This is a genomic window from Nocardioides soli (assembly GCF_014191495.1).
Classification (GTDB): Bacteria; Actinomycetota; Actinomycetes; order Propionibacteriales; family Nocardioidaceae; genus Nocardioides; species Nocardioides soli.
Genome location: NZ_JACHWR010000001.1, coordinates 407,830 through 434,419, shown reverse-complemented (window position 1 = coordinate 434,419; position 26,590 = coordinate 407,830). Strand labels below are relative to the sequence as shown.

Annotated in this window: 26 protein-coding genes; 17 read left to right on the top strand and 9 right to left on the bottom strand. The window is 72.8% G+C overall.

Features of this window, described 5'->3' with window-relative positions:
• Window positions 1–11: 11 nt before the first annotated feature.
• From FHU40_RS02100 to FHU40_RS02075, 6 genes are read left to right on the top strand one after another with little or no spacing between them, the layout of a single operon-like run.
• Complete coding sequence (locus FHU40_RS02100) at window positions 12–653, top strand: SRPBCC domain-containing protein (RefSeq protein WP_183590631.1); 642 nt, start codon at window positions 12–14, stop codon at window positions 651–653.
• The gene (locus FHU40_RS02095; protein ID WP_183590630.1) at window positions 653–1,522 is read left to right on the top strand and encodes an FAD binding domain-containing protein; all 870 of its coding nucleotides are present in this window, start codon (window positions 653–655) and stop codon (window positions 1,520–1,522) included. The genes FHU40_RS02100 and FHU40_RS02095 overlap by 1 nt, the downstream gene beginning before the upstream one ends.
• Entirely contained in the window at window positions 1,522–2,010 is a 489-nt protein-coding gene (locus FHU40_RS02090) for a (2Fe-2S)-binding protein (protein ID WP_215527054.1), read from the top strand. Before FHU40_RS02095 ends, FHU40_RS02090 begins: the two co-directional genes overlap by 1 nt.
• Window positions 2,007–4,307 carry a xanthine dehydrogenase family protein molybdopterin-binding subunit gene (locus FHU40_RS02085; RefSeq protein WP_183590629.1) on the top strand — a complete coding sequence of 767 codons (2,301 nt, stop codon included), beginning with the start codon at window positions 2,007–2,009 and terminating at the stop codon, window positions 4,305–4,307. Before FHU40_RS02090 ends, FHU40_RS02085 begins: the two co-directional genes overlap by 4 nt.
• Window positions 4,304–5,710, top strand: coding sequence for an MBL fold metallo-hydrolase (locus FHU40_RS02080; RefSeq protein WP_183590628.1), 1,407 nt, complete (start codon window positions 4,304–4,306; stop codon window positions 5,708–5,710). Before FHU40_RS02085 ends, FHU40_RS02080 begins: the two co-directional genes overlap by 4 nt.
• Entirely contained in the window at window positions 5,707–6,552 is an 846-nt protein-coding gene (locus FHU40_RS02075; protein ID WP_183590627.1) for a sulfite exporter TauE/SafE family protein, read from the top strand. Before FHU40_RS02080 ends, FHU40_RS02075 begins: the two co-directional genes overlap by 4 nt.
• A gap of 9 nt (window positions 6,553–6,561) precedes the next feature.
• Here FHU40_RS02075 and FHU40_RS02070 read toward each other — a convergent pair whose 3' ends face one another.
• Genes FHU40_RS02070 through FHU40_RS02060 form a run of 3 tightly spaced genes read right to left on the bottom strand, consistent with a single transcriptional unit; the run spans window position 6,562 to window position 9,604 of the window.
• Window positions 6,562–7,350 carry an SDR family NAD(P)-dependent oxidoreductase gene (locus FHU40_RS02070; protein ID WP_183590626.1) on the bottom strand — a complete coding sequence of 263 codons (789 nt, stop codon included), beginning with the start codon at window positions 7,348–7,350 and terminating at the stop codon, window positions 6,562–6,564.
• Window positions 7,351–7,366: 16 nt separating this feature from the next.
• Window positions 7,367–8,572 carry an acyl-CoA dehydrogenase family protein gene (locus FHU40_RS02065; protein WP_183590625.1) on the bottom strand — a complete coding sequence of 402 codons (1,206 nt, stop codon included), beginning with the start codon at window positions 8,570–8,572 and terminating at the stop codon, window positions 7,367–7,369.
• Window positions 8,573–8,581: 9 nt separating this feature from the next.
• Entirely contained in the window at window positions 8,582–9,604 is a 1,023-nt protein-coding gene (locus FHU40_RS02060) for a phosphotransferase family protein (protein WP_183590624.1), read from the bottom strand.
• Window positions 9,605–9,690: 86 nt separating this feature from the next.
• Here FHU40_RS02060 and FHU40_RS02055 point away from each other — a divergent pair, with 86 nt between their 5' ends.
• Complete coding sequence (locus FHU40_RS02055; RefSeq protein ID WP_343057680.1) at window positions 9,691–10,530, top strand: TetR-type transcription factor C-terminal domain-containing protein; 840 nt, start codon at window positions 9,691–9,693, stop codon at window positions 10,528–10,530.
• 7 nt (window positions 10,531–10,537) lie between these two features.
• Here FHU40_RS02055 and FHU40_RS02050 read toward each other — a convergent pair whose 3' ends face one another.
• Window positions 10,538–11,344, bottom strand: coding sequence for a PIG-L deacetylase family protein (locus FHU40_RS02050; RefSeq protein ID WP_183590622.1), 807 nt, complete (start codon window positions 11,342–11,344; stop codon window positions 10,538–10,540).
• A gap of 77 nt (window positions 11,345–11,421) precedes the next feature.
• On the bottom strand, window positions 11,422–11,976 hold the full coding sequence (locus FHU40_RS02045) for a TetR/AcrR family transcriptional regulator (protein WP_183590621.1): 555 nt from the start codon (window positions 11,974–11,976) through the stop codon (window positions 11,422–11,424).
• A 157-nt stretch (window positions 11,977–12,133) separates the two neighbouring features.
• Here FHU40_RS02045 and FHU40_RS02040 point away from each other — a divergent pair, with 157 nt between their 5' ends.
• The 6 genes from FHU40_RS02040 (at window position 12,134) to FHU40_RS02015 (ending at window position 18,008) form a co-directional block, all read left to right on the top strand.
• Window positions 12,134–12,583, top strand: a complete 450-nt coding sequence (locus tag FHU40_RS02040) for a hypothetical protein (RefSeq protein WP_183590620.1) — start codon at window positions 12,134–12,136, stop codon at window positions 12,581–12,583.
• Window positions 12,583–14,046 (top strand): anaerobic C4-dicarboxylate transporter family protein, encoded by a 1,464-nt coding sequence (locus FHU40_RS02035; RefSeq protein ID WP_183590619.1) that lies wholly within the window; start codon window positions 12,583–12,585, stop codon window positions 14,044–14,046. Before FHU40_RS02040 ends, FHU40_RS02035 begins: the two co-directional genes overlap by 1 nt.
• A gap of 24 nt (window positions 14,047–14,070) precedes the next feature.
• Window positions 14,071–15,438: a M20/M25/M40 family metallo-hydrolase gene (locus tag FHU40_RS02030; protein WP_183590618.1), complete on the top strand. Its 1,368-nt coding sequence runs from the start codon at window positions 14,071–14,073 to the stop codon at window positions 15,436–15,438.
• Complete coding sequence (locus tag FHU40_RS02025) at window positions 15,435–16,940, top strand: MFS transporter (RefSeq protein ID WP_183590617.1); 1,506 nt, start codon at window positions 15,435–15,437, stop codon at window positions 16,938–16,940. The genes FHU40_RS02030 and FHU40_RS02025 overlap by 4 nt, the downstream gene beginning before the upstream one ends.
• A gap of 115 nt (window positions 16,941–17,055) precedes the next feature.
• Window positions 17,056–17,475, top strand: coding sequence for a DUF7144 family membrane protein (locus FHU40_RS02020; protein ID WP_183590616.1), 420 nt, complete (start codon window positions 17,056–17,058; stop codon window positions 17,473–17,475).
• Window positions 17,476–17,612: 137 nt separating this feature from the next.
• Window positions 17,613–18,008, top strand: coding sequence for an SHOCT domain-containing protein (locus tag FHU40_RS02015; RefSeq protein WP_252275228.1), 396 nt, complete (start codon window positions 17,613–17,615; stop codon window positions 18,006–18,008).
• Window positions 18,009–18,133: 125 nt separating this feature from the next.
• Here FHU40_RS02015 and FHU40_RS02010 read toward each other — a convergent pair whose 3' ends face one another.
• The 3 genes from FHU40_RS02010 to FHU40_RS02000 form a co-directional block, all read right to left on the bottom strand.
• Window positions 18,134–19,144, bottom strand: a complete 1,011-nt coding sequence (locus tag FHU40_RS02010) for a DUF222 domain-containing protein (RefSeq protein WP_343057679.1) — start codon at window positions 19,142–19,144, stop codon at window positions 18,134–18,136.
• Between the two features lie 297 nt (window positions 19,145–19,441).
• Window positions 19,442–19,756: an SHOCT domain-containing protein gene (locus tag FHU40_RS02005; protein ID WP_183590615.1), complete on the bottom strand. Its 315-nt coding sequence runs from the start codon at window positions 19,754–19,756 to the stop codon at window positions 19,442–19,444.
• A 14-nt stretch (window positions 19,757–19,770) separates the two neighbouring features.
• Complete coding sequence (locus FHU40_RS02000; protein ID WP_252275233.1) at window positions 19,771–20,262, bottom strand: DUF6325 family protein; 492 nt, start codon at window positions 20,260–20,262, stop codon at window positions 19,771–19,773.
• Between the two features lie 123 nt (window positions 20,263–20,385).
• Here FHU40_RS02000 and FHU40_RS01995 point away from each other — a divergent pair, with 123 nt between their 5' ends.
• From FHU40_RS01995 to FHU40_RS01980, 4 genes are read left to right on the top strand one after another with little or no spacing between them, the layout of a single operon-like run.
• Window positions 20,386–23,121 (top strand): cation-translocating P-type ATPase, encoded by a 2,736-nt coding sequence (locus tag FHU40_RS01995; protein ID WP_343057678.1) that lies wholly within the window; start codon window positions 20,386–20,388, stop codon window positions 23,119–23,121.
• Window positions 23,118–23,891 (top strand): adenylate cyclase, encoded by a 774-nt coding sequence (locus FHU40_RS01990; protein WP_183590613.1) that lies wholly within the window; start codon window positions 23,118–23,120, stop codon window positions 23,889–23,891. The genes FHU40_RS01995 and FHU40_RS01990 overlap by 4 nt, the downstream gene beginning before the upstream one ends.
• Window positions 23,888–24,376: a DUF1269 domain-containing protein gene (locus FHU40_RS01985; protein WP_183590612.1), complete on the top strand. Its 489-nt coding sequence runs from the start codon at window positions 23,888–23,890 to the stop codon at window positions 24,374–24,376. Before FHU40_RS01990 ends, FHU40_RS01985 begins: the two co-directional genes overlap by 4 nt.
• Window positions 24,369–24,866 (top strand): hypothetical protein, encoded by a 498-nt coding sequence (locus FHU40_RS01980; RefSeq protein WP_183590611.1) that lies wholly within the window; start codon window positions 24,369–24,371, stop codon window positions 24,864–24,866. Before FHU40_RS01985 ends, FHU40_RS01980 begins: the two co-directional genes overlap by 8 nt.
• Here the strand turns inward: FHU40_RS01980 and FHU40_RS01975 are convergent, their stop codons facing one another.
• Complete coding sequence (locus FHU40_RS01975; RefSeq protein WP_183590610.1) at window positions 24,867–26,495, bottom strand: MFS transporter; 1,629 nt, start codon at window positions 26,493–26,495, stop codon at window positions 24,867–24,869.
• Between the last annotated feature and the right edge of the window lie 95 nt (window positions 26,496–26,590).

Here is a 26,590-nt window from a genome sequence, read left to right as displayed (position 1 = left end):
CAGGAGCCAGCGTGCGCATCGACAACCAGTTCACCGTCCCCGCGACCCCGGAGCGGGCCTGGGAGTTCCTCACCGACCTCGGTCGGGTGGCCCCGTGCCTGCCCGGTGCGACGGTGGAGTCGGTGGCGGGAGACACGCTCACCGGGCGGGTCGCGCTCCGCATCGGCCCGATGAACATGAGCTACGCCGGGGAGGCGGCGTTCGTGGTCAAGGACGACGAGAGCATGATCGCCACGATCGAGGCCGGCGGCCGCGACGGCCGTGGCGGCGGGACGGTGAAGGCGACGATCAAGGCCTCGCTGGCCGAGGCCCCCGGCGGCACGCAGGTGTGCCTGGCCACGGACCTCGGGCTCACCGGCCGGGTGGCCCAGCTCGGCCAGGGACCGATCAAGGAGCTGAGCGCGAAGCTGATGGGCCAGTTCGCCGACTGCCTCGCGGCCAGGCTGGAGGAGCCGGCGACCCGGCCCGCGGACGCCGGCCGCCCCGGCGACACGTCGCCGCCCGCCCCGCCGGTCGAACCCGTCGAGCCGATCAACCTGCTGGACGCCTCGCCGGTGTCGACGAAGGTGCTCGCCGGCGTCGCAGCCGTCGCGGTGGCGGTGGTCGTCGGCATCCTGCTGGGCCGCGTCGGTCGGCGGAGTGGGGGACGCTGATGTCCGACGTGCTGACCTCGATGGCCTACGAGCGGGCCCGCAGCGTCCCCGAGGCGATCGTCCTGCTGGCCGAGGGCGGCGAGGACGCCCGACCGATCTCCGGTGGCCAGAGCCTGGTGCCGATGATGAACCTGGGGCTCGCGGCCCCGGCGTTCCTCGTCGACGTCTCCGCGATCCCGGGGCTGCGCAGCGTCGGCGTGGAGGGTGACCATCTGGTCATCGGCGCCGCGGTCACGCACGCGGAGCTGACCAGCGACCCCGTGATCGCCGAGCACGCGCCGTTGCTGGCCCGCGCGGCCGCTCACATCGGCAGCCAGCGGATCCGCAACCGGGGCACCATCGGGGGCTCGGTCGCGCACGGCGACGCCGCCGCCGAGCTGCCGGTGAGCTGCCATGTGCTCGACGCCGACTACCAGGTCGAGAGCCGGGCCGGCGCCGAGTGGCGCCCGGCGCGCGCCTTCTCCCTGGGCTACTACCAGACCGATCTCGCGCCCGGCGAGCTGGTCACGGCGGTCCGGGTGCCGCTCCGTCCCGGGCACGGCTGGGGCTTCCAGGAGTACTCCCGCAGGTCCGGGGACTTCGCGCTGGCGTCCGCCGCCGCGGGTGTCGCCCTGGACGGCGGACGGATCAGCAGCGTGGCGATCGGGGTGACCGGCGCGGCCGACCGGCCGCTGCGCCTGGACGCCGTCGAGCGGCGGCTGACCGGCCTGACCGTGGAGGAGGGCGTTCGGTCGATCACCGGACTCGCTGGGGAGCTCGACGTGGCCGACGACCCGTACTGCGCGGCGTCGGAGCGGGCCCGACTGATCGAGGCGATGGCGGTGCGCGCGGTCCGGGAGGCCTGCGCCGATGCGAGGAGGGACCACTGATGACCGGCGGCATGGGCACCGCGGAGACGACGATCACGCTCAACGGCGCGGAGGTGACCGGCCGGGCGCCGGCCGACACCACGTTGGTGCGCTGGTTGCGTGAGCAGGCGCACGCGTACGAGGTGAAGGAGGGCTGCAACGAAGGCACCTGCGGCACCTGCACGGTCCTCGTCGACGGCCGTGCGGCAACGGGCTGCACGACGCTCGCGGTCCAGGTCGACGGGGCCGCGGTGGAGACCAGTGCCTCCCTCGCCGACGGCGAGGAGCTCAGTCCACTGCAGGCGAAGTTCTGGGAGACCGGTGCCGCGCAGTGCGGCTTCTGCACCCAGGGGATGCTGATGTCCGCCGTCGAGCTGCTGCGGTCCGGTGTCGAGGTCACGCCCGCCGTCGTGCGCGAGCACCTGCACGGCAATCTCTGCCGCTGCACGGGCTACCAGGCGATCGTCGATGCGGTGGTCGACGCGGCCGCAGAGGGGGCGACGCGATGACCGAGACGCTCTCGAGCCGGACGGCCTCGACTACCCGTGTCGTCAACCAGGCGGTGCCGCGCCGCGACTCCCACGAGAAGCTGCGCGGCCGGACCCGGTACGCCGGCGACGTCGACATCGCCGGGCAGCTCCACGCCCGACTGGTGCGCTCGCCCGTGCCGTCGGCGCGGATCGTCTCGCGGGACGCGTCCGCGGCCCTCCAGGTGCCGGGTGTGGTCGCGGTGCTCTTCGGCGAGGACGTGCCGAACAACGAGATCCCGACCAACACCGCGGGCATCAAGGGCCGGCCGCTGCCGCCGTCATGGGTGCTCGCCGTCGAGCGGGTGCGCTACCACGGCGAGCCGGTCGCCCTGATCGTGGCCGAGAGCCCGCGCGCGCTCGCCGCGGCGGAGGCGCTCGTCGAGGTGGAGTACGACGTGCTCCCAGTCGTCTCCGACCCGGAGCGGGCACTGGAGCCGGGATCGCCGGAGGTGCACGAGGGTGGCAACCTGCTCAGCCAGTGGCGCATCGACCGGGGAGACGTCGACCGCGCGTTCGCCGAGGCCCCGATCGTGGTCGAGGGCAGCTACGAGGCGCAGGTCGTCGACCATGCCTACCTGGAGCTCGAGACCGGCATCGGCTGGCTGGACGACGAAGGCGTCATCAACATCAAGGCCTCCACCCAGGAGATCGAGCACTACCGGCGGATCGCCCACATCGTCGGGTTGCCGGACTCCAAGGTCCGGGTGCAGGCGCCGTACCTCGGCGGCGGCTTCGGCGGCAAGGAGGACATGACCGTCGAGCCCTACATCGCGCTGGCGGTGCAGCGGACCGGGCGGCCGGTCAAGATGGTGTGGAGCCGCCAGGAGTCGCTGACCGCGCGGGCCAAGCGGCACCCGGTGCGGATGCGCTACCGCACGGCGGCGGCCGCGGACGGCACGTTGCTGGCCCACGACATCGAGATCGTCTCCGATGCGGGCGCCTACCCGCTGCTGAGCGGCTTCGTGCTGCTCTACATCACGCTGAACGCCGCCGGGCCCTACCGCTGTGACAACGTGCGGGTGCACTCGCGCGCGGCGTACACGAACAACACGCCGGGCTCGGCGTTCCGCGGCTTCGGCGGGATGCAGCCCGTGCTCGCCTACGAGGCCCAGATCGACAGGGTCGCCGACGCCGCGGGCCGGGACCGGGTCGAGGTGCGCAAGGCCAACGCCTTCGTCGTCGGTGACCGGATCCCGGCGGGCCAGCGGATCGAGACCGCGGTGTGGCTGCCGCAGTGCATCGACGCGGTGCTGGAGGCGATCGGCCCGCGACCGGAGCCGTCGTCCCCGGAGCACCGGGTCGGACTCGGGCTGGCCTGCAACGTGCAGCCCTACGGCCGGGTCGCCTGGATGAACGACTCCGCGTCGGCGTGGGTGGGCTGCGAGCGCGACGGCGGCGTCGTCGTGCGCTGCGGCGTCCCGGACGTGGGCGGCGGCCAGGTCTCGTCGCTCGCGCAGATCGCCGCCGAGGTGCTGCATGTGCCGATGGACAGCGTCACGGTGCACTTCGGCGACAGCGCACGCACACCGTTGGCGGGACGCACCACGGCCACCCGCCAGCTGTACATGTCCGGCAACGCCGTGCTGTCCGCGGCCGAGGAGCTGCGCGGCCAGCTGCTCGAAGGCGTGGCGCAGGGCACCGGGCAGCCCGTGTCGGAGCTGACGCTCACCGAGGGCGGCGTGCTCACCCCGGGCGGCGTGGTGCCGCTGGCCGAGGTGGTGGCCATGTGCCTGGCGTCCGGGGTCGCGATCAACGCGATGCGGACCTACTTCGCGCCGACGGGCGAGCCGGTGACCGAGCTGGTCGACTCCGAGCGGATCGTGCCGGACTTCACCTTCGGTGCGCACGCGGCGTACGTCGAGGTCGACACCCGCACCGGGCAGGTGCGGCCGCTGCGCTACGTGGCCGCCCACGACGTGGGTCGGGCCATCAACCCGCTGAGCGTCCGCGGCCAGATCCAGGGTGCGGTCGTCCAGGGCATCGGCTACGCGCTGACGGAGCGGATCGTGTACGACGAGGGCGTCAACCTGACCGGCGCGTTCTACCAGTACGCCATCCCGACCGCCGCCGACTGCCCGGAGATCGAGGTGGCGATCCTCGAGTCCGGTGAGGGCGTGGGCCCGTTCCACGCCCGCGGTATCGGCGAGCCGCCGATCGGTCCGTGCGCGGCCACCCTGGCCAGCGCGGTCGAGGACGCCGTGGGTGCCCGGCCGGCCACGCTGCCGATGCTCGCGGAGACCGTGCTGGCGTGCGTCGACGAGGGGGGCCGGGCATGAGCGCGACGGGTGTCGACCGGCACCGGACCACCGCGGGGCTCCACGTCGTCACCGTCGAGACCTCCAGCCTCGGGGACCGCAGCTACCTGGTGCACGACGGGTCGGTCGCGTTCGTGGTCGACCCGCAGCGCGACATCGACCGGGTGCTCGAGGTGCTGGACCGCGAGCGGCTGTCGCTGACCCACGTCTTCGAGACGCACGTCCACAACGACTACGTCACCGGCGGCCTGACCCTGGCCCGCGAGACCGGTGCGGCGTACCTGCTCAACGGCGCCGACGAGGTCGCCTTCGACCGGGAGCCGTTGCGCGACGGACAGCTCCTCGAGGTCGGAGACCGGATGCGGGTGGAGGTGGTCGCCACTCCGGGCCACACGTTCCACCACCTCTCCTACGTGCTGCGGGACCGGGACGCCGACCTGGGGCGAGCGGTGTTCTCCGGCGGCTCCCTGCTCTACGGCTCGACCGGCCGGCCGGACCTGCTGGGCGAGGAGCACACCGACCGGCTCGCCCGGCTGCAGCACGGCTCGGCGCACCGGCTCGGGCGGCTGCTTCCCGACGACGCGAGGCTCTACCCCACCCACGGGTTCGGGTCGTTCTGCTCGGCCACCCAGTCCGACGCGGTGGACTCCACGATCGGCGACGAGCGCAGGACGAACCCGGTGCTGGTCGACGACGAGGCGACGTACGTGCGGGAGCTGCTCGCGGGTCTCGGGCCGTGGCCGAGCTACTACGCCCACATCGCGCCGCTCAACGTGGCGGGTCCCGGCCGCGGCGACCTCACGCCGCCCCGGGAGGCGACGGCGGCGGAGATCCGGCGCCGCATCGACGCGGGGGAGTGGGTCGTCGACCTGCGCGGCCGCACCGCCTTCGCGACCGGTCACGTCCGCGGCAGCGTCAACGTCGGCCTCGACGGGGCCTTCGCGACGAACCTCGGCTGGCTCTTCGACTGGGGCACCCCGCTCACGCTGCTGGGGTCGCGACCCGACGAGGTCGCCGCGGCCCAGGTCGAGCTGATGCGCATCGGGATCGAGCGGCCGGTGGCCGCGACCACGGGCTCGCCCGAGCGGTGGGACGAGCGGCCCCTGGGCTCGTTCGAGCAGGCGGACTTCCCCCGCCTGGCCGCCGTCCTCGCGCGGCAGCCGGTGGACGTCCTCGACGTACGACGGGCCGAGGAGTTCGACGCCGGGCACATCGACGGGGCGGTGAACGTGCCGTTGCACGAGCTGCGCGCGCGGCACGGTGAACTGCCGCGGCGCCCGCTGTGGATCCACTGCCAGAGCGGCTACCGGGCGTCGATTGCCGCGTCGTTGCTGGCGGCGGAGGGGCGCGACGTCGTCGCGGTCGACGACCACTTCGGCCGGGCCGCCGACGCGGGTCTCCCCGTGCTCACCCGGTCGGCATGACCCTCGTCCTCGTCCTGGCGCTCTCGCTCGTCGTCGGCGTCGCGCTCGGGGCCCTCGGCGGTGGCGGGTCGATCCTGACCGTCCCGATCCTCGTGTACGTCGCCGGCCTCGACGCCAAGGAGGCGATCGCGACGTCGCTGCTCGTGGTCGGGACGACCTCGGCGGTGGGCGCGGTCACGCACGCCCGCGCGGGCCGGATCCGCTGGCGCACGGGCGCGGTGTTCGGCCTGGGCGGGATGGTCGGCGCGTTCGTCGGCGGCCTCGTCGCCGGCCACCTGCCGGGACGGCTCCTGCTGACGGCCTTCGCGACGATGATGATCGCCACCGCCGTCGCCATGCTGCGCGGGCCGCGCGTGGCGCCGGCCGCCGGTGAGCTCAGGGTGGCCCGGGCGCTGGTCGACGGCGTTGTCGTGGGACTGCTGACGGGGCTCGTCGGCGCCGGGGGAGGGTTCCTCGTGGTTCCGGCCCTCGTGCTGCTGGGCGGGCTGCCGATGTCGGTCGCCGTCGGCACGTCGCTGGTCGTGATCGCGATGAAGTCCGCGGCGGGCCTGGCCGGCTACCTCACCACCGTCTCGATCCCCTGGGACCTCGCGCTCCCGGTCACCGCCGTGGCGATCTGCGGCACCGTCGTCGGCGGCCGGCTCACCGGCCGGATCCCCGAGGACCGGCTCCGGGCGCTCTTCGGCTGGTTCGTGCTCGTGATCGGGACCTTCGTGCTGTTGGAGCAGGCGGCTCCGTCGAGCTGGCTGCTGCCGGGCGTGCTGGTGCTCGCCGTGGTCGCCCTCGCGCTGGGCGGTCGGGCGTGGGTCGAGCGGCCGCGGTCGGTGACCGGACGCTCCTGAGGCGGCGTGTCAGACGATGGCGCTGAGCCCGCCGTCGACGACCAGGGAGCCTCCGGTCATGTACGACGATGCCGGCGAGGCCAGGAAGAGCAGCGCCGCATCGAGCTCCTCCTGCTCGCCGAAGCGGCCGAGGATGCTGTGGTCGGCCACCATCCCACGCAGCAGCTCCGCGCCCTCGGACGCCGTCATCTCGCTGGCGAAGTAGCCCGGGCAGAGCGCGTTCACCCGGATCCCGCGCCGGGCCGACCACTGCTGGGCCAGGTCGCGGGTCAGGCCGAGGACCCCGGCCTTGCTGGCCGCGTAGTGCGCCTGTGGGAAGCGGGAGGCCACCAGGGCCAGGACGCTGGCGACGTTGACGATCGACGACCCCCGGGGCATGTGCGGAGCGCAGGCCCGGGCCATCCAGTAGGTGCCGTTGAGGTTCACGTCGATGACGGTGCCGAACACGTCGGGGTCCTCGCGCAGCGCGGCGCCGGCGGGACCCAGCCCGGCGTTGTTCACCAGCACGTCGATGCGCCCGAACTCCGCGACGGCGGCCGCCGCCAGGTCGTCACACTCCTCCGGCCGGGACACGTCCGTGCGGTGGGTGAGCACCGTGGTGCCGCTCCGGCGCAGCTCGTCGGCCACGGCGGTGAGCCGGTCCTCCCGCCGCGCGGCCAGGACGAGCGTGGCTCCGACGGCGGCGGTGGCGCGGGCGAAGCCGAGGCCGAGGCCGGAGCTGGCCCCGGTGACGACGACCACCTGGTGGTCGAGCCGGAAGCGGTCGAGCGGGCTCGCGGTGGCCGGGCTCGCGGTCATGGGTGCCTGCTCTCTGTCAGCCGAGGTACGGGGGGATGCGCTTGAGCTCCTGGCGGGCGATCGTGCGCCGGTGGACCGCGTCCGGGCCGTCGACGATGCGCAGCACCCGGGCCCAGGCGTAGAAGCCGGCCAGGACGGTGTCGTCGGACACGCCCATCGCGCCGAAGACCTCGATGGCGCGATCGATCACCGCCACCGCGACGGCCGGTGCCGCGACCTTGATCTCGGAGATCTCCGACTTCGCGGCCTTGGCGCCGTGCTGGTCGATCAGCCAGGCGGCGTTGTAGACCAGCAGGCGCGCCTGGTCGATCTCGATGCGGGAGTCGGCGATGAGATCCTGCACGTTGCCGAACTCGGAGAGGTGTCGGCCGAACGCGACCCGGGACTTGGCCCGGTCGACCATCAGCGCCAGAGCCCGCTCGGCCATGCCGATGGCGCGCATGGCGTGGTGGATGCGTCCGGGACCCAGGCGGGCCTGGGCGATCCGGAAGCCGTCGCCCTCGCCGGCCAGCAGGTTGTCGACCGGGACCCGCACGTCGCGGAAGACGATCTCGGAGTGCCCGTGCTGGTCCTGGTAGCCGAAGACCGGAAGGTGGCGCTCGATGCTGACGCCCGGCGTGTCCCGGGGGACCAGGATCATCGACTGCTGTCGGTGGGTCGCGGCGTCGGGGTCGGTCTTGCCCATCACGATGAAGATCTCGCACCGCTGGTCGGCGACCCCGGTGATCCACCACTTGCGGCCGTTGATGACGTACTCGTCCCCGTCGCGGGTGATCGTCGTGGTGATGTTCGTGGCGTCGGAGGAGGCCACGTCGGGCTCGGTCATGGCGAAGGCCGAGCGGATCCGGCCTTCGAGCAGCGGCTCCAGCCAGCGCTCGCGCTGCTCCGGGGTCGCGAACAGCTCCAGCGTCTCCATGTTCCCCGTGTCGGGGGCCTGGCAGTTGATCGCCTCCGGGGCGATCACCGGTGACCAGCCGGAGATCTCGGCGACCGGTGCGTACTCCAGGTTCGACAGGCCCGACAGCTGGGGCAGGAAGAGGTTCCAGAGGCCGCGGCGCCTCGCCTCGGTCTTGAGGTCCTCGATGACCGGCGGGGTGGCGTGCTCGCCGTGCTCGGCGAGGTACGCCGCCCACACGGGCTCGGCCGGGAACACCTGCTCGCGCATGAACTCCCACATGCTGTCGCAGGCATCCTGGGCCTTGGGGGAGAGGGCGAAGTCCATCGTGTCTCCTTAGATGTGGTCGAGACCGGCCTGCGCCAGCCGGAGGATCTCGTCGTCGAGGTCGCCGAAGTCCTGGCCGCCCATCGCGCCGGCCGCGGACCGCGCCGCGACACCCTGCACGATGATGGCGAACTTGAAGTGCGCGAACGCCCGGTAGTAGCCCAGGTCGCTGAGGTCGGCCCCGGACGCCGCGGCGTACCGCTCGAGCATGCTCGCCCGGTTCGGGAAGCCGGGCAGCTGGCTGACGCCGGGGATCAGGCTCAGGTCGCCGTCGTCGGCGTCGCGCCAGAAGAGCATGAGCAGCCCGAGGTCGGAGAGCGGGTCGCCGAGCGTCGACAGCTCCCAGTCGAGGACGGCGTTGATGCGGCCCGGGTCGGCGGCGTCGTACACGACGTTGTCGGTGCGGAAGTCGCCGTGCACGATCGTGCTGCGCCGCTGGACCGGCACGGCCGCGGCCAGCCGCCGGCCCAGCTCGTCGATCTCGGCGACGTCGTGGCTGCGGCTCGCCTCCCACTGCCCGGTCCAGCGCCGCACCTGCCGCTCCATGAACCCCGCCGGTCGCCCGTAGTCGCCGAGCCCCACCGCCTCCGGGTCGACGGCATGGAGGGCGGCCAGGGTGTCCACGAAGGCGAACGCCATCCGGGTGCGCTCGGCCGCGGTCGTGGCGTACCCGTCCGGGAGCTCGCCGCGGATCACGTGCCCGGGCACCTTCTCCATCACGTAGCACTGGATGCCGATCAGCTCGCCCTCGTCGTAGAGCACGATCGGCGCGGCGGGGACGTCGGTGCCGGCCAGGCACCGCTGGACGCGTGCCTCGCGGCCCATGTCGTGGGCGCTCGGCAGCAGGGCTCCGGTGGGCGGGCGGCGCAGGACCAGCTCGCCGGCGGCGCTGGTCAGCGTGAAGGTGAGGTTGGACTTCCCCCCGCTGATCAGCTCCGCCCGGCTGTCCCGCCACGCCTCCTCGCCGGTGACCTCGGCCAGGCGGGGACCGAGTCGGTCCAGGCGGACCAGGTCGCGGATGTCACCGGACATGTGCACCTCTTCTACCGCGCTGAACATTACCGAGTGATCGTACGGAATCTGTTCAGCAACTGTCCAGCGGGTCTAACATGTTCGGTGTGACCGAACATGAGGTGGGGGCGGCCGTCCGCCGCGCCCGAGTGGCGAAGGGCCTGTCGCTGCGCAGGCTGGCGGCGGAGCTCGGGGTGAGCCCGGCCACGCTGAGCGCGCTCGAGACGGGGCGGGCGCCGGTCACGGTGGCCCGGCTGCAGCGGATCGCCGAGCTGGTGGGGATCCCCGCCGCCGTACTGATGAGCGGCGACGTCGCGGCACCTGCGCCGATCGTGGACGGGCACGAGCGGACCGACCGGGACTGGCGCCGGTTCGACGACGTCGGCCTGGGCCCGGTGCTCGCGGCGTCCGTGCGGCTGTTCGTCCGGCAGGGCTTCCACGCCACCAGCATGCGCGAGCTCGCGACCGAGGCCGGGGTCAGCGTGGCCGGGATCTACCACCATTACCCGAGCAAGCAGCACATCCTGGTCGCGCTGATGGACGTCACGATGACGGAGATCCGCTGGCGGCTGCTCGACGCCCGCGCCGACGGTGGGACCCCGGTCGAGTCGCTGGCGCTCATGGTCGAGTCGCTGGCCCTCTTCCACGCGGTGCGCGGCGACCTCGCGTTCATCGGCGCCAGCGAGATGCGCGGCATGTCCGGCGACGACCTGGCCCGGGTGACGGCGCTGCGCGACGAGGTGCAGCATCTCCTCGACGAGCAGGCGGCGCTGGCGTTCCCCGGGGTGGAGGTGCGCACCGCCTGCCGGGCGATCGCGACCATGTGCACGGCGCTTCCCTCGTGGTTCCGGGTCGACGGGCCGCTGACTCCGGCGCAGGTGGCCGCGGAGTACGCGCGCCTGGCGATCCGGATGCTGGACGACCGCGCACCCGACCCGTCGCGGTGACGACCGGTCAGGGTGAGGCCGGGCGCCCCGTCGCGGCCTCGGCCTCTGCGAGCCGCATGGCCTCGACCGCGATCGGCGGCGGCGCGTGGAAGTCGAAGGCCCGGAACAGCACGGCGTGGGCGACCCCCATCCGTCGGCCGTGCACCGCCGTGACGCCGGAGATCATCGCCCGCGGCGGGGGATGGCCCGCGATCCCGGCGAGGTACTCGCCGTGCGCCTCCAGGGACGCGATCCCGCCCTCGAGCGCGGCACCGGTGACGTCCACACCGTGCGTGGGCCGCTCGTCGCCGGCGACGAGCAGCCAGCGCGGCGACCACGGCTGCAGGCCCTCGTCGAGCAGCTCGGGGAACACCCAGCGGTTGCCGGCGTCCCGGACGGCGTCGACGGCCGCCAGTCCGGCGACCCGGTGGTCCGCCTGGTTGAGTCCGGCCGCGAACTCCACCTCCCACGAACCCACGACGACGGCGTCCGGGCGGTGCCGCCGGATCACCCGGGCGATGTCGCGGCGCATCTCCAACGAGTAGACGAGCACGCCGTCGGGGTAGTCGAGGAACTCCACCTCGGACACGCCGACGGCGGCCGAGGCCGCGATCTGCTCGCCCACGCGCAACGCGGCAGTCCGGTCCGGGTGGCTGGCGTCCATGCCGGCCTCCCCGCGGGTCAGCAGCAGGTAGCCGACGTCCACGCCCCGGCTCGTCCACGCCGCGACGGCCGCCGACGTGCCGTACTCGACGTCGTCGGGATGGGCCACCACGCACAGGACGCGATCGAACGCGTCGGCCGGGAGTGGTGGCAGGGTGCGCTCCGCGCTCATCTCGCGAGGCTAGCCGCGGTCGGGGCCGGACGGCAGCCCCCAGGTTGGCGAAGGGGCGCGCCACGGCGAGGGGTCGATTATCCGGCGCCGGACAGCGCCGCTGCCGCGTCGGCAAGGTCCCGCACCGAGCGCTCGACGAGGGGGTCGTCGTCCAGTGGCAGGTCGAGGAACAGGCCCATCAGGGCCGCGTCCACTAACGCGGCGACCCGGGTCGCAGACGTGGAGGTGGCCCCGCTGCCGGCGAAGTAGCGCGCCAGTGTGCGACGCCACTCCCGATTGCCCGCCCGGATGACGCTGCGATACGGCTCGCGACCCAGGAGCCCCATGGCGGCGGCCTCGATGTACACGCGGTAGTCGGCCGCCAGCCGTCCCGCACGGAGCTGCTGCCAGAGGTCGAGGACCGCGGCACGCACGTCGGCGCGGGGCTCGAGCCCGGCCAGCTCCTCGAGCGCGGTTCCCGAGGAGTGCTCCAGGATGGCCGCGACCAGGTCGTCCTTGCTCTCGAAGTGGTAGAGCAGCATCCGGTCGCTGGTGCCGATGGCAGCGGCGAGCGGGCGCAGGCTCAAACCGATGAGCCCGTGCTCGGCGACGTGGTCGCTCGCCGCCGACACCAGCTCCGTGCGCCTGTCCATGGCATCCTCCGTCAACGACCGTCCGCTGCGCGCCTCGTCCGGCGGCCATTCTCCAGGCGAGCACTCGAGCGGTCGGCGACCCCTCGGCGACCGGGCTCCGGCCCACCCGTCCCGGGGTGGTGCCCGCCAACCCCGCCCCTCGCTAGCGTCCCGCGCCATGAGAGGTCGACGTCGGCCGGCGTCCGCGCGGAGCCGCGCGGGCGGGCTCGCGATGGTGCTCCTCGTCGGTGCGGCCCTCTCGGCGGGCTGCGGCGAGGCACAGGTCAGGGCGGAGGACGACCTGTGCGTCCAGTACGACCAGCTCGTCCAGCAGGTCGACTCGCTGTCGGAGCTCGACCCGGACACCGCGACCGTCGACGACGTACGTGCCCGGGCCCAGGACGTGCAGGACCAGCTGGATGCGCTGCAGGCGACGGCCGAGGGCCAGCTGGACACCCTGATCTCGGCGGTGCGCACCGCCGTCAACGACTTCGCGGCGGCGGCCAACGACGCGGGCCAGCAGGCGCTCGACGCCGCCCGACCGCTGCTGGAGGACAGCATCGACGCCGTCAGCGAGGCATGGGGCGCGTTGGAGCAGGTCGCGGATGTCAAGTGTGGGGAGGCGTGATGAGTGCAGACGACGTGAAGCTCGTGCTCGAGGCGCTGGTCGTGCTCGGGTGCATCGTGATGGGCACCCGGGCCGGTGGCGTGGGGGTCGGCCTCTGGGGCGGCCTCGGCACGGGCATCCTCGTGTTCGTCTTCGGGGAGGCACCGGGCGAGCCGCCGGCCGCGGCGATGGCGATCATCCTCGCCGTGGTGACGGCCGCCGCCATGATGCAGGCGGCGGGCGGCATCGACTGGATGGTGGCGATGGCGGCGCGGGTGATCGAGAAGCGGCCCCACCAGATCACGCTGATCGCCCCGCTGACGGCCTTCGTGTTCTCGATCGGCGCCGGGACAAGCAACATCATCTACCCGCTGCTGCCGGTGATCTACGACGTGTCGTACCGCAACCACATCCGCCCCTCCCGACCGCTGACGGTGACGGTCGTGCAGTCCGGCATGGCGCTGGCGGCCTCCCCGGTCTCCGCGGCGATGGCGGCGATGCTGACGCTGACCGACGTCGCGCCGTACGACCTGGGGCTGACCGAGATCCTCGCGATCACGCTGCCGGCCTGCGTCGTCGGCATCGTGGTCACCGCGCTGGTGGTGAACCGGATGTGGCCCGACCTCGACGACGACCCGGAGGTGCAGGCGAAGATCGCGTCCGGCGAGCTCGCCGCCCCGGGCGCGGCGGTCACGGTCGCGCCGGTGCCGGCGGCCGCCGGCGGCGACATGGGTGGCGACGTCGCTGGCCCGGCGAGCGGCTCGGCCGGTGCAGGCGCCGGTACCGGTGCCGACACGCCGCCCGCGTCGACGGCCCTGACCTACACCGCCGCCGGGCGCAACTCGGCGCTGGCGTTCTTCGCCGGGGTGGTCGCGATCGTCATCCTGGGCCTCTTCCCCGACCTGCGGCCGGCCTTCGAGGTCGAGGGCGAGGGCACCGTCTCGATCGACATGACCACGACCATCGTGATGGTGATGTTCGCCGTCGGCGTCGCGATCCTCTTCCTCGGCCGGCCGAAGGTCTCGGAGGTGCCCGACCAGTCGGTGTTCAAGGCCGGCATGATCTCGGCGATCGCGCTGTTCGGGATCGCGTGGCTGACCGCGACCTTCATCTCGGCCCACGAGGAGCAGATCATCGACACGATCGGGGGCTGGGTCACCGACTGGAAGGTGCTGTTCGCCCTCGCGGTCTTCCTGGTGGCGGCGCTGACGACGAGCCAGTCGACCGCGACCCGGACCATCGTGCCCATCGGCCTCGCCGCCGGGCTCTCGCCGGGCCTGGTCACCGGCATGTGGGCCGGTGCCCTCAGCGGTGTCTACACGCTGCCCGCGAACGGCACCCAGATCGCGGCCGCGAACTTCGACCACAGCGGCACGACGAAGCTCGGCAGCAAGCTGCTCGACCACAGCTTCTTCGTGCCGATGCTGATCATGACCGTCGTCACCGTCGCCGTCGGTGCCGCCATCGGCTCGCTCGTCGCCTGAGCCTCGCGAGAACAGGAGATCCCGATGGACCTGCAGGAGATCGAGAAGCGGGCGGCCGCGATGATGCCGCTGCTCGTCGGCCAGCTCGAGCGGCTGGTCGCCGTGCCCTCGGTGGCCTTCCCGGGCTATCCCGAGGAGCCCGTGCACGAGATGGCCGCCACCACCCTCGAGCTCTTCCGCGAGGTCGGGTTCTCCGACGCGCGGCTGATGGACGTGCCGACCGGCTATCCGCCGATCTACGCCGAGGCGGCCGGCCCTCCGGGGTCGCCGGTGGTCATGCTCTACGCGCACTACGACGTGCAACCGGCCCCGCCCGAGCAGGGCTGGACGTCGGACCCGTGGACCGCCGTGCACAAGGATGACGGCCGGATCTACGGCCGCGGCGCTGCCGACGACAAGGGCGGCCTCGTCGCGCACCTCGGCACCATGCGGATCTTCGACGGCCGGCCGCCGTGCACGGTGAAGCTGATCCTCGAGGGCATGGAGGAGACGGAGAGCAACCTCGAGGCGTTCGTCGAGGCGCACCCGGAGCTCTTCCAGTGCGACGTCTTCATCGTCTGCGACATGGGCAACCTCGCGGTCGGTGAGCCGGTCCTCACCACCGCGCTGCGCGGCGACGTCGCCTGCGTCGTCACGGTGCGCACGCTCGAGCATCCGCTGCACTCCGGCGTCTTCGGTGGCCCGGCGCCGGACGCCATGATGTCGCTCGCGCGGCTGCTCTCGACGCTGCACGACGCGGACGGCAACGTCGCGGTCGACGGCGTCTCGAGCGGCGAGTGGACCGGCGCCGACCTCAGTGCCGCCGACTTCGAGGCCAGTGCCGACCTCCTCGACGGCGTCACGCTCGCCGGCACCGGCAGCATCGGCACCCAGCTGTGGGCGCGGCCCTCGGTCTCGGCGATCGGCGTCGACATGACCAGCATCGCCGGCTCCTCGAACGTGCTGATCCCGGAGGCCAGGGCCAAGCTGTCGATGCGGATCGTGCCGGGCTCCGACCCGGTGCGAGAGCTCGACGCGCTCGTCGCGCACCTGGAGTCGCACGCGCCGTTCGGTGCGCAGGTCGAGGTGCAACGCACCAAGCAGGCCCCACCCTTCCGGTGCGCCACCGACGGCCCCGGGTACGACGCCGCGCGCGCCGCGCTCGCCGAGGCGTACGGCAAGCCGGCGGGGGAGGCCGGCTCCGGCGGCTCGATCCCGCTGCTGCGTACGCTCCAGGACGCCTGCCCCACGGCGGAGTTCATCCTGTGGGGCCCCGAGGACGTCGCGAAGTCCCGCATCCACGCCTCCGACGAGAGCGTCGATCCGAGCGAGATCGAGAAGATGGTGATCGCCCAGGCGCGACTGCTGGTCCATCTCGCCGGTACGACGGCCGAGGGCGCGGCCGCACGATGACGGGCGGCCGCCGCACCGGCGTGCTCCTGGCGACCTGCATCTCCACGCTGGTCGTCAACGCGAACACGTCCGCGGTCGCCATCCTGCTGCCCGCGATCAGCGAGGACACCGGGATGTCGGTGAACACCCTGCAGTGGGCGGTCACCGGCTACTCGCTCGTCGGCGCGGCCGTCATCATCACCTCCGGCTCGCTCGGCGACGTCTTCGGCCGCAAGCGGGTCTTCCAGGCCGGGCTGCTGCTCTTCGTCGCCTCCTGCGTGCTGATCGCCCTGGCCGGCTCCGGGGAGATGGTGATCGCCGGGCGGATGATCCAGGGCGCCGCCGGCTCGACCATCCTCGCCTGCGGGATGAGCCTGCTGACCGTCGCCTACAGCGGCCAGGAGCAGGTGCGCGCCGTGTCGCTGTGGGGTGCCGCGGCCGCGGTCGGCGCGGCCGCCGGACCGCTCGTCGGCGGGGTCCTGGTCGACCTCACCGGGTGGCAGGGGCTCTTCTGGATCGACGCCGGCGTCGCGGTCGGCTGCATGGTGCTGACCTTCGCGACCGTCGCCGACTCGCGGGCCGCGGACCGGCCGCGCTCGGTCGACTACGTCGGCACCGTGCTGGTCGCCCTCACCCTGGGGCCGCTGATCCTCGCGCTCAGCAAGGGCAGCGACTGGGGCTGGGTCTCGGCCGCGACGGTCGGCTGCATCCTGGTGGCGATCCTCGCCGGCACCGGGTTCGTCGCCGTCGAGCGCCGGGTGGCGCAGCCGCTGCTCGACCTCGCCCTGCTGCGCAACCGGGTGCTGGTCGGCGCCACCGTCGCGATCCTCATCGGCGCGGGCACCATCAACGCGCTGATGTACGTGCTGAGCCTCTACTTCCAGGACCCGAGCACCCTGGGCTTCAGCCCGCTCGAGGCCGGCCTCGCGACGCTGCCGGCCACGGTTGGCCTGGTGGTGTCGGCCCCCCTGGTGCCGCGGCTCGCCGCGAAGGTCGGCGGTCGCCAGGTCGTCGGCCTCGGCTTCCTGCTGACCGCGGTCGGGTTCGCGTGGATCGGCTTCGCCGACGCGTCCTGGCAGTACGCCGCGTTCTTCCTGCCGCTCGTCGCCGCCGCCGTCGGCATGGGCCTCTCGAACGGGCCGTCGTCGGCCGCGGCGACCGCCGCCGTATCGGCCGACCAGGTCGGGGAGGCGTCGGGCGTCTCCAACATGGCCCGGTACGTCGGGGCCGCGGTCGCCACCGCGCTGGCGGCGACCCTCTACAGCACGGTGACGGCGAACCGGATCGCGGACGGCGACGGCTCCGCCGTCGCCCTCACCGCCGGGCTCGGCACGACCGCCTGGGTGATGGCGGCGATCAGCCTCGCGGGCGTCGTGATGGCGGTCGTGATGGGCCGGCACCGCGAGGCCCGCGGCACCCTCGCCGACGCCGCCGCGGCGGCCGCCTCGGCGAGCCACACGCTGCCGACCTCGGCGACACCGGCCAGGTCGGGTGCGGGCGCTCCGGAGGGCTCCTCGACCTGAGGCCCCGGGGGTCCGGGAGGAGGGCGCGACCACAAGTCCACCCCGGCCGGGGTGGTGCGGCGCCACCCACCCCGCCCCGACGATCGAGCCACCGGTCACTCGAGGAGGCACTCGCATGAGGACGGAATCGGCGCGGGACATCGACTACTCGACTCGAGGCCTGTTCGCCGACCTCGGCGCGACGTTCGGCGGGGTGCTGCTCCTGCTGTCCTCGGGCATGGGCCTGCTCCAGGGCCTGTCGGCGGTCGCGAACGACGACCTGTACGCCGCCGGCAGCGACTACCTCTACAAGCTGGACATGACGACCTGGGGCACGGTCCACATCGTGCTCGCGGTCATCGGCGCGGTCGTCGCCGTCGGCATCCTGATGGGCAAGTCGTGGGCGCGGGTCCTCGGCATGATCATCGCCGGGCTCTCGGCCCTCACCAACTTCGCCTTCCTGCCCCACTATCCGTTGTGGTCGATCGTGATCATCGCCTTCGACGGCTTCGTCATCTGGGCGCTGAGCGTCCAGCTGCGCGGCTACGACCGCTGATCACGGGGGAACGGGCACCACCCCGACCGGGGTGGTGCCCGCCCACCCGGTGGCTCCCCATCATGTGACGCGGGCACCGTCGCCGTGACGGCTCGCCTCAGCGGCGTCGCCGCTGCGACCCTGCCAGGAGGTGCATCGTGGTCACCGTATGGGAGTACAGCCCGGGCGACGTCTTCCTCAGCATGCTGTGGTTCTTCCTGTTCTTCATCTGGATCTGGCTGCTGATCAGCGTCTTCGCCGACATCTTCCGCAGCGACGACATGGGCGGCTGGGGCAAGGCCGGGTGGACGATCCTGGTGATCGTGCTGCCCTACCTCGGCGTGTTCGTCTACCTGATCGCGCGCGGCAAGAAGATGGGGGAGCACGCGGCTCGGGACGCCCGCCGCCAGGACGAGCAGATGCGTGCCTACGTCCAGGGCGTCGCCGGCGCGCCGAGTGCGGCCGCCGAGATCGAGCGCCTCTCCGCGCTCCGCACCAGCGGCGCGATCAGCGACGAGGAGTTCCAGCAGGCGAAGGCCAAGCTGCTGGCCTGACCGGTGCGGCTCTGCCGGGCCGGACCGGAAGCCGGTCCGGCCGGGCTGGTCCGGCTTCGCGGGGCGGGGAGTTTCGTCATCCCGGTGGAACCCCCACCGCCGGGTGCCACCACGCGGATGGTCCGTCACGTTCTGCGATGGAACCTGATCTTCCCGGTGGGGAGGTACGTGGTCTGGTAGGTGGGGTCGTGGATGAGGGTGTGGTGCCAGGCGCAGAGTGATGCGCTGTCGGTGAGGTTGGTGTGGCCGCCGTCGGTCCATCTGGTCTGGTGGTGGGCGTGGAGTCCGGTGGTGCGGTCGCAGCCTTCGGCGCGGCAGCCTCGGTCGCGCAGGAACATGGCGATGCGCTGGTGCTCGGTGTGGTAGCGGCTCCGCCTACCCAGGTCCAGGGGAACGCTGTTGCCGCCGAGGACGGCGGGGATGATCGAGGCCTCGCAGGCAAGCCGCCGCGCCATGCCAGGGCTGATGCGGTCGCCGGTGTCCAGGACGCCGGCCTTCTCCAGCCGGCCCGTGAGGGTGTCTTCGTCGATGACCACCAGCAGCGTGGCGTTCACCCCGCCGGTGGCCGGGAGTCGGTCGACCGGGTAGCGCTCGATCAGCTCGCACAGCGCCCGGCCGAGTGCCTCGGGGCCGGTCCGGCGCTCGATGCCGGGGCCCTGGGTGGCCGCGAGGTGCTTGGGTGCGGCGAGCGCCATCAGCATCTTCTTGAGGGCGGCGGCGTGGTAGGTCGGCAGGGTGAACCGGCCGTGGGTGGTGCCGTCGCCGTCGTCGACCATCGTGAGCGAGCAGGCCCGCAGCGCGGCCGCTTCCTGCCGTTGCAGGATCTGGGCTTCGTGGGCGTCGGCTTCCTCGGGGGCGATGACCTCCCACAGCCGCCGACCCAGCCGGCCGAGCGCCTTCGCGTCGACGCGTGGGCCTCGAGGTCGTGGCCGAGCCGGACCGCGCCGTACGCCGCCGCCCGGGTGGTCTTGGTCTGGTGGGCCAGCCAGTTCGCCGTCGACGACGCCCCCACGTCCTGGCCCACATGAATCGTGTCGGCGTGCGCGGCGACCCGGGCCTGCAGCTCGCTGACCTGCGCGGCCAGCCGGGTCAGCTCGACCAGTGTGGCGCCGGCCTCGGCCGGGTCCATGGACCACACCGACGCATCGGCCACGGCGTCGGCGAGGTCGCGCATCTGCGCGGTCGTCGTCGACACCCGGGGTGGTTTCGAGACAGGCGCTAGCGCGCCTTCCTCAACCACCGTGGTCCCGATGACGCCGACACTCTCCGTGCTGGCTGGTGGTTTCGAGGTCCAGGCGTTTGCGCGCCTTCGCACCTCAACCACCGTCGCCCCCGGACGACGGTGGTTGAGGTGCGACGAGCGCCAGCGAGGAGCCTCGAAACCACCACCAACCCGCCCGGCCCCGCAGGTCGGCGTGAGATGACCGGAGCGATCAGCCGGCGAGCAGCTTGGCCTTCTGCGCCTCGAACTCCGCGTCGGTCAGGACTCCCTGGTCGCGCAGCGCACCCAGCTTCTGCAGGTTCTCGATCAGGTCGTCGGAGCCGGACGCGGCCGGTGCAGCCGGCGCCGGCGGGGGCGGCGCGGCGTACTGCGGCTGCGGGGGCTGTTGGTACTGCTGTTGCTGGTAGGCCTGCGCATCCGCCTGCGCCTGCCAGCGCCCCGCCTGGCGGCGGGAGACGCGGTTGGACACCGCGGTCGCGGTGCCGGCGACGACTGCGGTGCGGGCCATGCCGCCGATCAGTCCCATGTCGTGTCCTTTCCTCAGGCTTGTGCCGCGTCGAGGGCGTCGAGCGCGGCGATCACGTCCTCGGCCGGGATCCGGCCGCTGGCGATCACCTCGGCGCCGACCTCCCGCATCGCGGCGACGAACGGGCCGGCCCAGGTGTTCTCGTAGACGAGGAGTGCGATCGCGTTGCCGGGCTCGACCAGCGCGGCACTCTCGGCGAGGTCATCGTCGTCGAGGAGCCCCGACCGCACGCCCTCGAAGACCGCGAGGTCGAGCTCGCCGTCGCCGTCGAGATCGGTGAGCTCCACGGCGGCGACGCTGCCGTCCTCGCCGACCGTGGCGACCACCAGGTCGAGGATCCGGATGATCCCGCGGTCGGTCAGGTCGACCAGGGCCGCCAGGCCCTGTCCCTGGAGCCTCGCGCCGGGGAGCTCCACAGCGAGATAGTCGATCGGTCCTACGTCGAGCTGGGTCATCGGGTCCTCCTCGGCCGACCCGCTGGTCGAGGTCCAGCGGTACGCGCTCACGCTCACACAGGGGTGGGTGGTTCGACCCCACCCCGACAGGGGTGAGGCGGGACCACCCGTGCGGTCACGACGATGGCCCTCGGGGCGCGGACCGGCCGGCGCGGACCGACGAGGGGAGCAACGGTGGGCAACGACATCGACCTGGCTCTCGCACCGAGCGTCACCGACCCGGTCTCGGCGCCGGCGGCCGAGGTGGCGGCCGGGCTCGGCGTGGACGTCGGGCGCGGCCTCTCCGCCGACGAGGCGCGGGTCCGGCTCTCGTCGCACGGACCCAACCAGCTCACGGGCACCGCGAAGGAGCCCGGCTGGCGGGCGTTCCTGAGGCAGTACGAGGACTTCATGCAGCTGGTGCTGCTTGCCGCGGCGCTCGTGAACCAGCTCGTCACCGGCGACGCCGGCACCACCGTCGTCCTCGCGGGTCTGACGGTCTTCAACGCGGTCATCGGGCTGCGGCAGGAGGCGAAGGCCGAGGAGAGTGTGAAGGCGCTCTCCCAGATGATGCGGACCGTCGCGCGGGTCCGCCGCGACGGGCAGGCGCTCGAGGTCGACGCCGCCGAGCTGGTGCCCGGTGACGTCGTGCTGGTCGAGGCGGGCAACCGGGTGCCGGCCGACGGCCGGGTCGTGCTGGCGGCGACGCTCGAGATCGAGGAGGCGGCGCTCACCGGCGAGAGCCTGCCGGTGGGGAAGACCGCCGACCCGGTCCTGGGCACCGACGTGCCGCTCGGCGACCGGATCTGCATGGCGTACATGAACACCTCGGTGACCCGGGGTCGCGGCGAGCTGGTCGTCACCGCGACCGGCATGGGCACCGAGATCGGCCACATCGCCGACATGCTCGCCCACACCGAGACCAGCAAGACGCCTCTGCAGCGGCAGCTCGACTCGCTCTCGAAGATCATCGCCTCGATCGCCGCGGTCGCGTTGGTGCTCGTCGTGCTGCTCGGCCTGGCGCGCGGGCAGTCCTTCGACACGCTCTTCATCACCGGCGTCGCGCTCGCGGTCGCCGCGATCCCGACCGGCCTCCCGGCGGTGGTCACCGCGCTGCTGTCGATGGGGACCCGCGAGATCGCCCGGCGCAACGCGATCGTGAAGCGCCTGCCCGCGGTCGAGACGCTCGGGTCGACCTCCGCGATCTGCTCCGACAAGACCGGCACGCTGACCCTGAACAAGATGACCGCCCGTGAGCTGGTCATCCCGGGCCAGAACCGCTACACGGTCTCCGGTGAGGGCTACAGCACGGTCGGCGAGATCAGCCACGTCGGCGGGCAGCGACACGACCTCGACCCCTACCTGCTGCCGATGGTGCTGTGCGCCGACGCGGTGCTGGACGGCGAGAGCCTGATCGGCGATCCGACCGAGGGCGCCCTCATCGTGCTGGGGGCCAAGGGCGGGCTGGACATCGCCGAGACCCGGGCCGCGCTGCCCCGGGTGGCCGAGGTGCCCTTCGACTCCGACTACAAGTTCATGGCGACCTTCCACGAGATGACCGCCGACGACGGCCGCCCGGTCGTGCGCTGCTACGTCAAGGGCGCGCCCGACGTGCTCGTCGCCCGCGCGACCACCATCCGCAACCCCGACGGCACCCTGATCGCGATCACCGACGCCAACCGCCACCTCGCCCTCGAGGCCAACGACGCGATCGCCAACGCCGGCGAGCGGGTCATGGTCGTCGCCCAGCGCGACTTCGAGCCCGGGACGGTCCGTCCCGGTGACGACCTCATCGGCCTCGTCCAGGACCTGACGCTGCTCGCGATGATCGGCATCGTCGACCCGCCCCGGTCGGAGGCGAAGGCCGCCATCGCGGAGTGCCACGACGCCGGCATCCGGGTGCGGATGATCACCGGCGACCACGCGACGACGGCCGCCGCGATCGCGATCGAGCTCGGCATCGAGGGTCGCGCGGTGACCGGCACCGAGTTCGCCGCGATGAGCGACGAGCGGCTGACCACCGAGATCGACGACATCGGGGTGATCGCGCGGGTCGCGCCGGAGGACAAGGTCCGGCTGGTGCGGGTCCTCAAGCAGAAGGGCAACGTCGTCGCGATGACCGGCGACGGCGTCAACGACGCCCCGGCGCTGAAGACCGCCGACATCGGCGTCGCGATGGGCATCACCGGCACCGAGGTCTCCAAGGAGGCCGCGGTGATGATCCTGACCGACGACAACTTCGCCACCATCGTCGGTGCGGTCTCCTACGGCCGCACCCTCTACGACAACCTGCTGAAGTACCTGCGGTTCCAGATGTCGACCCTGGTCGCCTACATCGCCATCTTCATCGGCGCCGGCATCTTCGGCATCGCCGCGGGCGCACCGCTGAACCCGCTGCAGATCCTGTGGCTCAACATGGTCGTCGACATCCCGCTCGCGATCGCGCTCGGCTTCGACCAGCCGGCCCGCGGCCTGATGTCCCGGCCGCCGCGCCCGGTCGGCGCGCCCGTGCTGTCCCGCGGCAACTGGATCCGGCTGTGCGTGCAGGGCGCCGTGATGACGGTCGGGGCACTCGTGGCCTACCAGATCGGGGACCACGCCGGAGATGCCGTGCTCGCCGCGACCATGCTGCTCACCACCCTGTCCCTCTTCCACCTCGCCGCCGCCCTGCTCTGCCGCGACCAGACCGGCACCATCGTCGACCGGGCCGCGATCCCGGGCGCGCTCCAGCTGCGGCGGTACGCCGTGGCCCTGCTGGCGATCGTCGCGATCACCGCTCTCGACTTCCTCGAGCGGATCTTCGACACCACCGGACTCACGTTCGCGCAGTGGTGCACCTGCATCGGCCTCGCCGCGTCGCTCGTGGTCGTCGAGGAGCTGGTGAAGCCGGTGCTGCGCCGATCGGGCCGATCGGAAGGAGCGCCCGCATGACCACCCTCCCCACGTACGAGGCCGAGCAGCTCGCCGGCCTGCTCGCGCTGCTGCCCGACGTCGACGCCGTCGAGCTCAAGGTCACCATCTCCGACCAGGACCGTCCCGGGGTGATCGAGGCGCTCGGGATCGACCCGCTCGACGCCGGCCTCCGGCAGGTGGCGTTCGTCGACACCCGCGAGCTGGCGCTGTCCGCGGCCGGGCTGGTGCTGCGCGTCCGCCGCACCCAGGACAAGCCCGGCGACGTGACGGTGAAGCTGCGGCCGATGCTGCCTGCCGACGTACCCGAGGGGCTGCGTGGGATCCCGGGCTTCAAGGTCGAGGTCGACGCCTCGCCGGCGGGGTACACCTGCTCCTGCTCGCTGACCGCGGAGGTGTCGGACAAGAAGGCTCGGCGCGTGCTGACCGGAGACCGCACGATCGCGGACGTGCTCTCGGACGAGCAGGGCGCGCTGGTGCTCGCGCGACTCCCGGAGGGCGTGACGATGGAGGACCTCCGGGTGCTCGGGCCGGTCACGCTGCTCAAGGCGAAGTTCGAGCACCGCGACTATCCTCACCGGATGGTGGCCGAGCTGTGGTTCCTCCCGGACGGCGCGCGGATCCTCGAGCTCTCGACGAAGTGCCCGCCGGCCGACGCCTTCCGGGTGGCCGCCGAGACCAAGGTGTTCCTCGCCGGCCACGGCGTCGACCTGAGCACGCCTCAGGAGGCCAAGACCCGAACCACCCTGGCCGCGCTGGCGGCACGCATGGAGCAGGAGGACGACGCATGACCACGTTCACGGTGTGGAAGTTCGACGAGACGGACGGAGCGGGCCGCGCCGAGCTGGCGCTGCGTGCCGCCGAGGCCGAGGGCCTGGTCACGATCGTCGACCACGCGGTGCTGAGCTGGCCGACGGACAGCGCCGAGCCCGACCTCCTCCACGAGCACGACAGCTCCAAGCGCGGTGCGGCCTGGGGTGTGCTGTGGGGCGTGCTCGGCGGTGCGCTCTTCACGATCCCGATCGCCGGTGCCGCGCTGGGTGCCGGCATCGGCGCGCTCGTGAAGAGGACCGACGGCACCGGCATCACGGAGCGCGACCTGGAGCGGATCCGGATGGAGGTCACACCGGGCACCTCCGCGCTGTTCCTGGTCACCGACGACGCCGACCTGGACCGACTGGGGGAGCGGTTCCACGGCCGCGACAGCCGGCTGATCTCGACCAACCTCACCGAGGCGGAGCGGGCCACGCTGCTGGAGACGTTCGGCGGTGAGTGAGGCGTCGACGCGCCGTGACCCGCTCGGGCTGGTCCGCGGGGGTGAGGGCGCGATCACGGGCACGGTGGTGTGTGCGGCGGCGATCGCCTACAGCGCCGGCTACAAGGACACCATCGGCCAGCTGAGCCTGGTCATCCTCGGCACCGTCGCGGTCTACTGGATCGCCCACCTGCACGCGGTCACCATCGGCAGCGCGCTGACCCACCGGCACCACCCGGTCGCGGCGCTGCGGCACGCGCTGCGCGAGACGCTCCCGATCGCCGGCGCGTCCGTCGTCCCGCTCGGGGTGCTCCTGGTCGCGTTCGTGCTCGGCGCCGAGATCCGCACGGCGGCCTGGATCGCGCTGATCGCGACGATCGCGCTGCTCACGCTCTACAGCTACCTCGCCGGAGTGCGCGGTGGGCTCGACACGGCCGGGCGGATCGCGAGCGCCGCCACCGGCGCGGGCGTCGGCCTGCTCGTCGTGCTGCTCAAGGTCGGCCTGCACTGATCAGGACCGGCCGGCGGGTGCCTCGGGCGACCCGACCGGCCTCGTGGGCAGCAGCCGGGTCAGGAAGATCGCCAGGCCGGCGATCAGCGCGAGCACCGTCAGGCTGGACCGCAGGCCCACCAGCCTGGCCGTCGTGTTCTCCTCGACGATGGCGTCGGCCTCCGCGGCGCTGAGGTCGGTGGTGGCCAGCGCCGCTTCCAGGTCCTGGTCGGAGACGAACGGTACGCCGCCGGCGAGCTCGACCGTGGCCCGCTCGGAGACGGCATCGGAGACCGTGGCGTTCGACTCGATGCCCACGAAGAAGCTCGCCGACAGCGCGCCGATCAGCACCGACCCGGCCAGCGCGGTGCCGAGCGAGGCGCCCAGGTTGGTCGAGGTGTTCTGCAGGCCGCCGACCTCGCCGCTGCGCTCGTCCGGGACCGCCGACACCGTCACGGCCCCGAGCTGGGACGAGAGCGCTCCCACCCCGAGCCCCGCGAGCAGGAGCGGGGTCGTGACGATCTCCGGTCCGGCCCCGGCCTCCAGGGCACCGACCATCGACAGGATGCCGGCGAGCAGCGCGACGAGTCCCAGGCCCACGACCCGGCGGGGGGACGCGTGCGGCCACAGACGCGGGATGCCGACCGCCGCGACCAGCAGGGTGACCGAGAGCGGGAGCAGCCGCGCACCGGTCTCGAGCGGGCTGAGCCCGAGCGCGACCGAGAGGAAGAGCGGGATGGTGAAGAACAACCCCGCCTGCAACAGGAACTGGAAGAAGAACATCGTCAGGCCGCCGACCAGGCGGGCGTTGCGCAGCATCCCGAGGTCGACCAGCGGCTCCCGGCCGCGGCCGACCTGGCGCAGCTCCCACCACACGAAGACGCGGAGCACGAGCAGCCCGCCGAGCACCAGCCAGACGGTCGGCGCGACGCCGAAGAGGTCGGGTGCTCCCGGCTTGGGGGTGACCCACCCCCACTCGCCGGAGCGCAGCACGCCGAACACCGCGAGGCCGAGGCCGAGCGCCGACAGCCCGACCCCGACCAGGTCGATCCGGGTGCGCACACCCGGGGCGGCGTCCTGGATCCGGCGCGTCATCGCCAGGATGCCGACGACCACGACGACCTCGCCCGCGAACACCAGGCGCCAGGTCCAGAACGTCGTCACCGCGCCGCCGATCAGAGGTCCCGCGGCGACCGCGATCGCGCCCGCCGAGGCCACCAGGCCGTAGGCGCGGGGCCGCTCGGCGGCCACGAAGTTCGCGGCCACCAGCGCCACGATCGCCGGCATGATCAGCGCGGCCCCGACGCCCTCGAGGACCGACCAGCCGAGGATCAGGACCGCCAGGTTCGGCGACAGGGCGGTCGTGAGCGACCCGGCGCCGTACACGATGCACCCGATGGCGAACGCCCGGCGGTGCCCGATCATCGTGCCGACCTTGCCGCCGGTGATCATCATGGTGGCCATCACGAGCGTGTAGAGGGTGATCGCCGTCTGCACGCCGGTGACCGTCGTGCCGACGTCCTTCGCCACCTGGGCGATCGACACGTTCATGACGGAGCTGTCCAGCGTCATCAGGAACTGGCCCGACGCCAGCGTCAGCAGCACGGCGCCCGAGGTCGCGGCACGGCTCGAGGCGGCTGCTCGGGACATCGGCGTCTCCCTCCCGGTCGCTTGCCAGCATCGGCGCGGCGCGGGTGGCGGCGCCTCACCCGCTCCGGGGTGGTGCCGGGCCACCCGCGGGACTG

Coding starts and splice junctions, on each gene's coding strand:
- FHU40_RS02095 (WP_183590630.1), top strand. CDS start 653: ATGTCCGACGTGCTGACCTCGATGGCCTACGAGCGGGCCCGCAGCGTC.
- FHU40_RS02090 (WP_215527054.1), top strand. CDS start 1,522: ATGACCGGCGGCATGGGCACCGCGGAGACGACGATCACGCTCAACGGC.
- FHU40_RS02085 (WP_183590629.1), top strand. CDS start 2,007: ATGACCGAGACGCTCTCGAGCCGGACGGCCTCGACTACCCGTGTCGTC.
- FHU40_RS02080 (WP_183590628.1), top strand. CDS start 4,304: ATGAGCGCGACGGGTGTCGACCGGCACCGGACCACCGCGGGGCTCCAC.
- FHU40_RS02075 (WP_183590627.1), top strand. CDS start 5,707: ATGACCCTCGTCCTCGTCCTGGCGCTCTCGCTCGTCGTCGGCGTCGCG.
- FHU40_RS02070 (WP_183590626.1), bottom strand. CDS start 7,350: ATGACCGCGAGCCCGGCCACCGCGAGCCCGCTCGACCGCTTCCGGCTC.
- FHU40_RS02065 (WP_183590625.1), bottom strand. CDS start 8,572: ATGGACTTCGCCCTCTCCCCCAAGGCCCAGGATGCCTGCGACAGCATG.
- FHU40_RS02060 (WP_183590624.1), bottom strand. CDS start 9,604: ATGTCCGGTGACATCCGCGACCTGGTCCGCCTGGACCGACTCGGTCCC.
- FHU40_RS02050 (WP_183590622.1), bottom strand. CDS start 11,344: ATGAGCGCGGAGCGCACCCTGCCACCACTCCCGGCCGACGCGTTCGAT.
- FHU40_RS02045 (WP_183590621.1), bottom strand. CDS start 11,976: ATGGACAGGCGCACGGAGCTGGTGTCGGCGGCGAGCGACCACGTCGCC.
- FHU40_RS02040 (WP_183590620.1), top strand. CDS start 12,134: ATGAGAGGTCGACGTCGGCCGGCGTCCGCGCGGAGCCGCGCGGGCGGG.
- FHU40_RS02035 (WP_183590619.1), top strand. CDS start 12,583: ATGAGTGCAGACGACGTGAAGCTCGTGCTCGAGGCGCTGGTCGTGCTC.
- FHU40_RS02030 (WP_183590618.1), top strand. CDS start 14,071: ATGGACCTGCAGGAGATCGAGAAGCGGGCGGCCGCGATGATGCCGCTG.
- FHU40_RS02025 (WP_183590617.1), top strand. CDS start 15,435: ATGACGGGCGGCCGCCGCACCGGCGTGCTCCTGGCGACCTGCATCTCC.
- FHU40_RS02020 (WP_183590616.1), top strand. CDS start 17,056: ATGAGGACGGAATCGGCGCGGGACATCGACTACTCGACTCGAGGCCTG.
- FHU40_RS02005 (WP_183590615.1), bottom strand. CDS start 19,756: ATGGGACTGATCGGCGGCATGGCCCGCACCGCAGTCGTCGCCGGCACC.
- FHU40_RS01990 (WP_183590613.1), top strand. CDS start 23,118: ATGACCACCCTCCCCACGTACGAGGCCGAGCAGCTCGCCGGCCTGCTC.
- FHU40_RS01985 (WP_183590612.1), top strand. CDS start 23,888: ATGACCACGTTCACGGTGTGGAAGTTCGACGAGACGGACGGAGCGGGC.
- FHU40_RS01975 (WP_183590610.1), bottom strand. CDS start 26,495: ATGTCCCGAGCAGCCGCCTCGAGCCGTGCCGCGACCTCGGGCGCCGTG.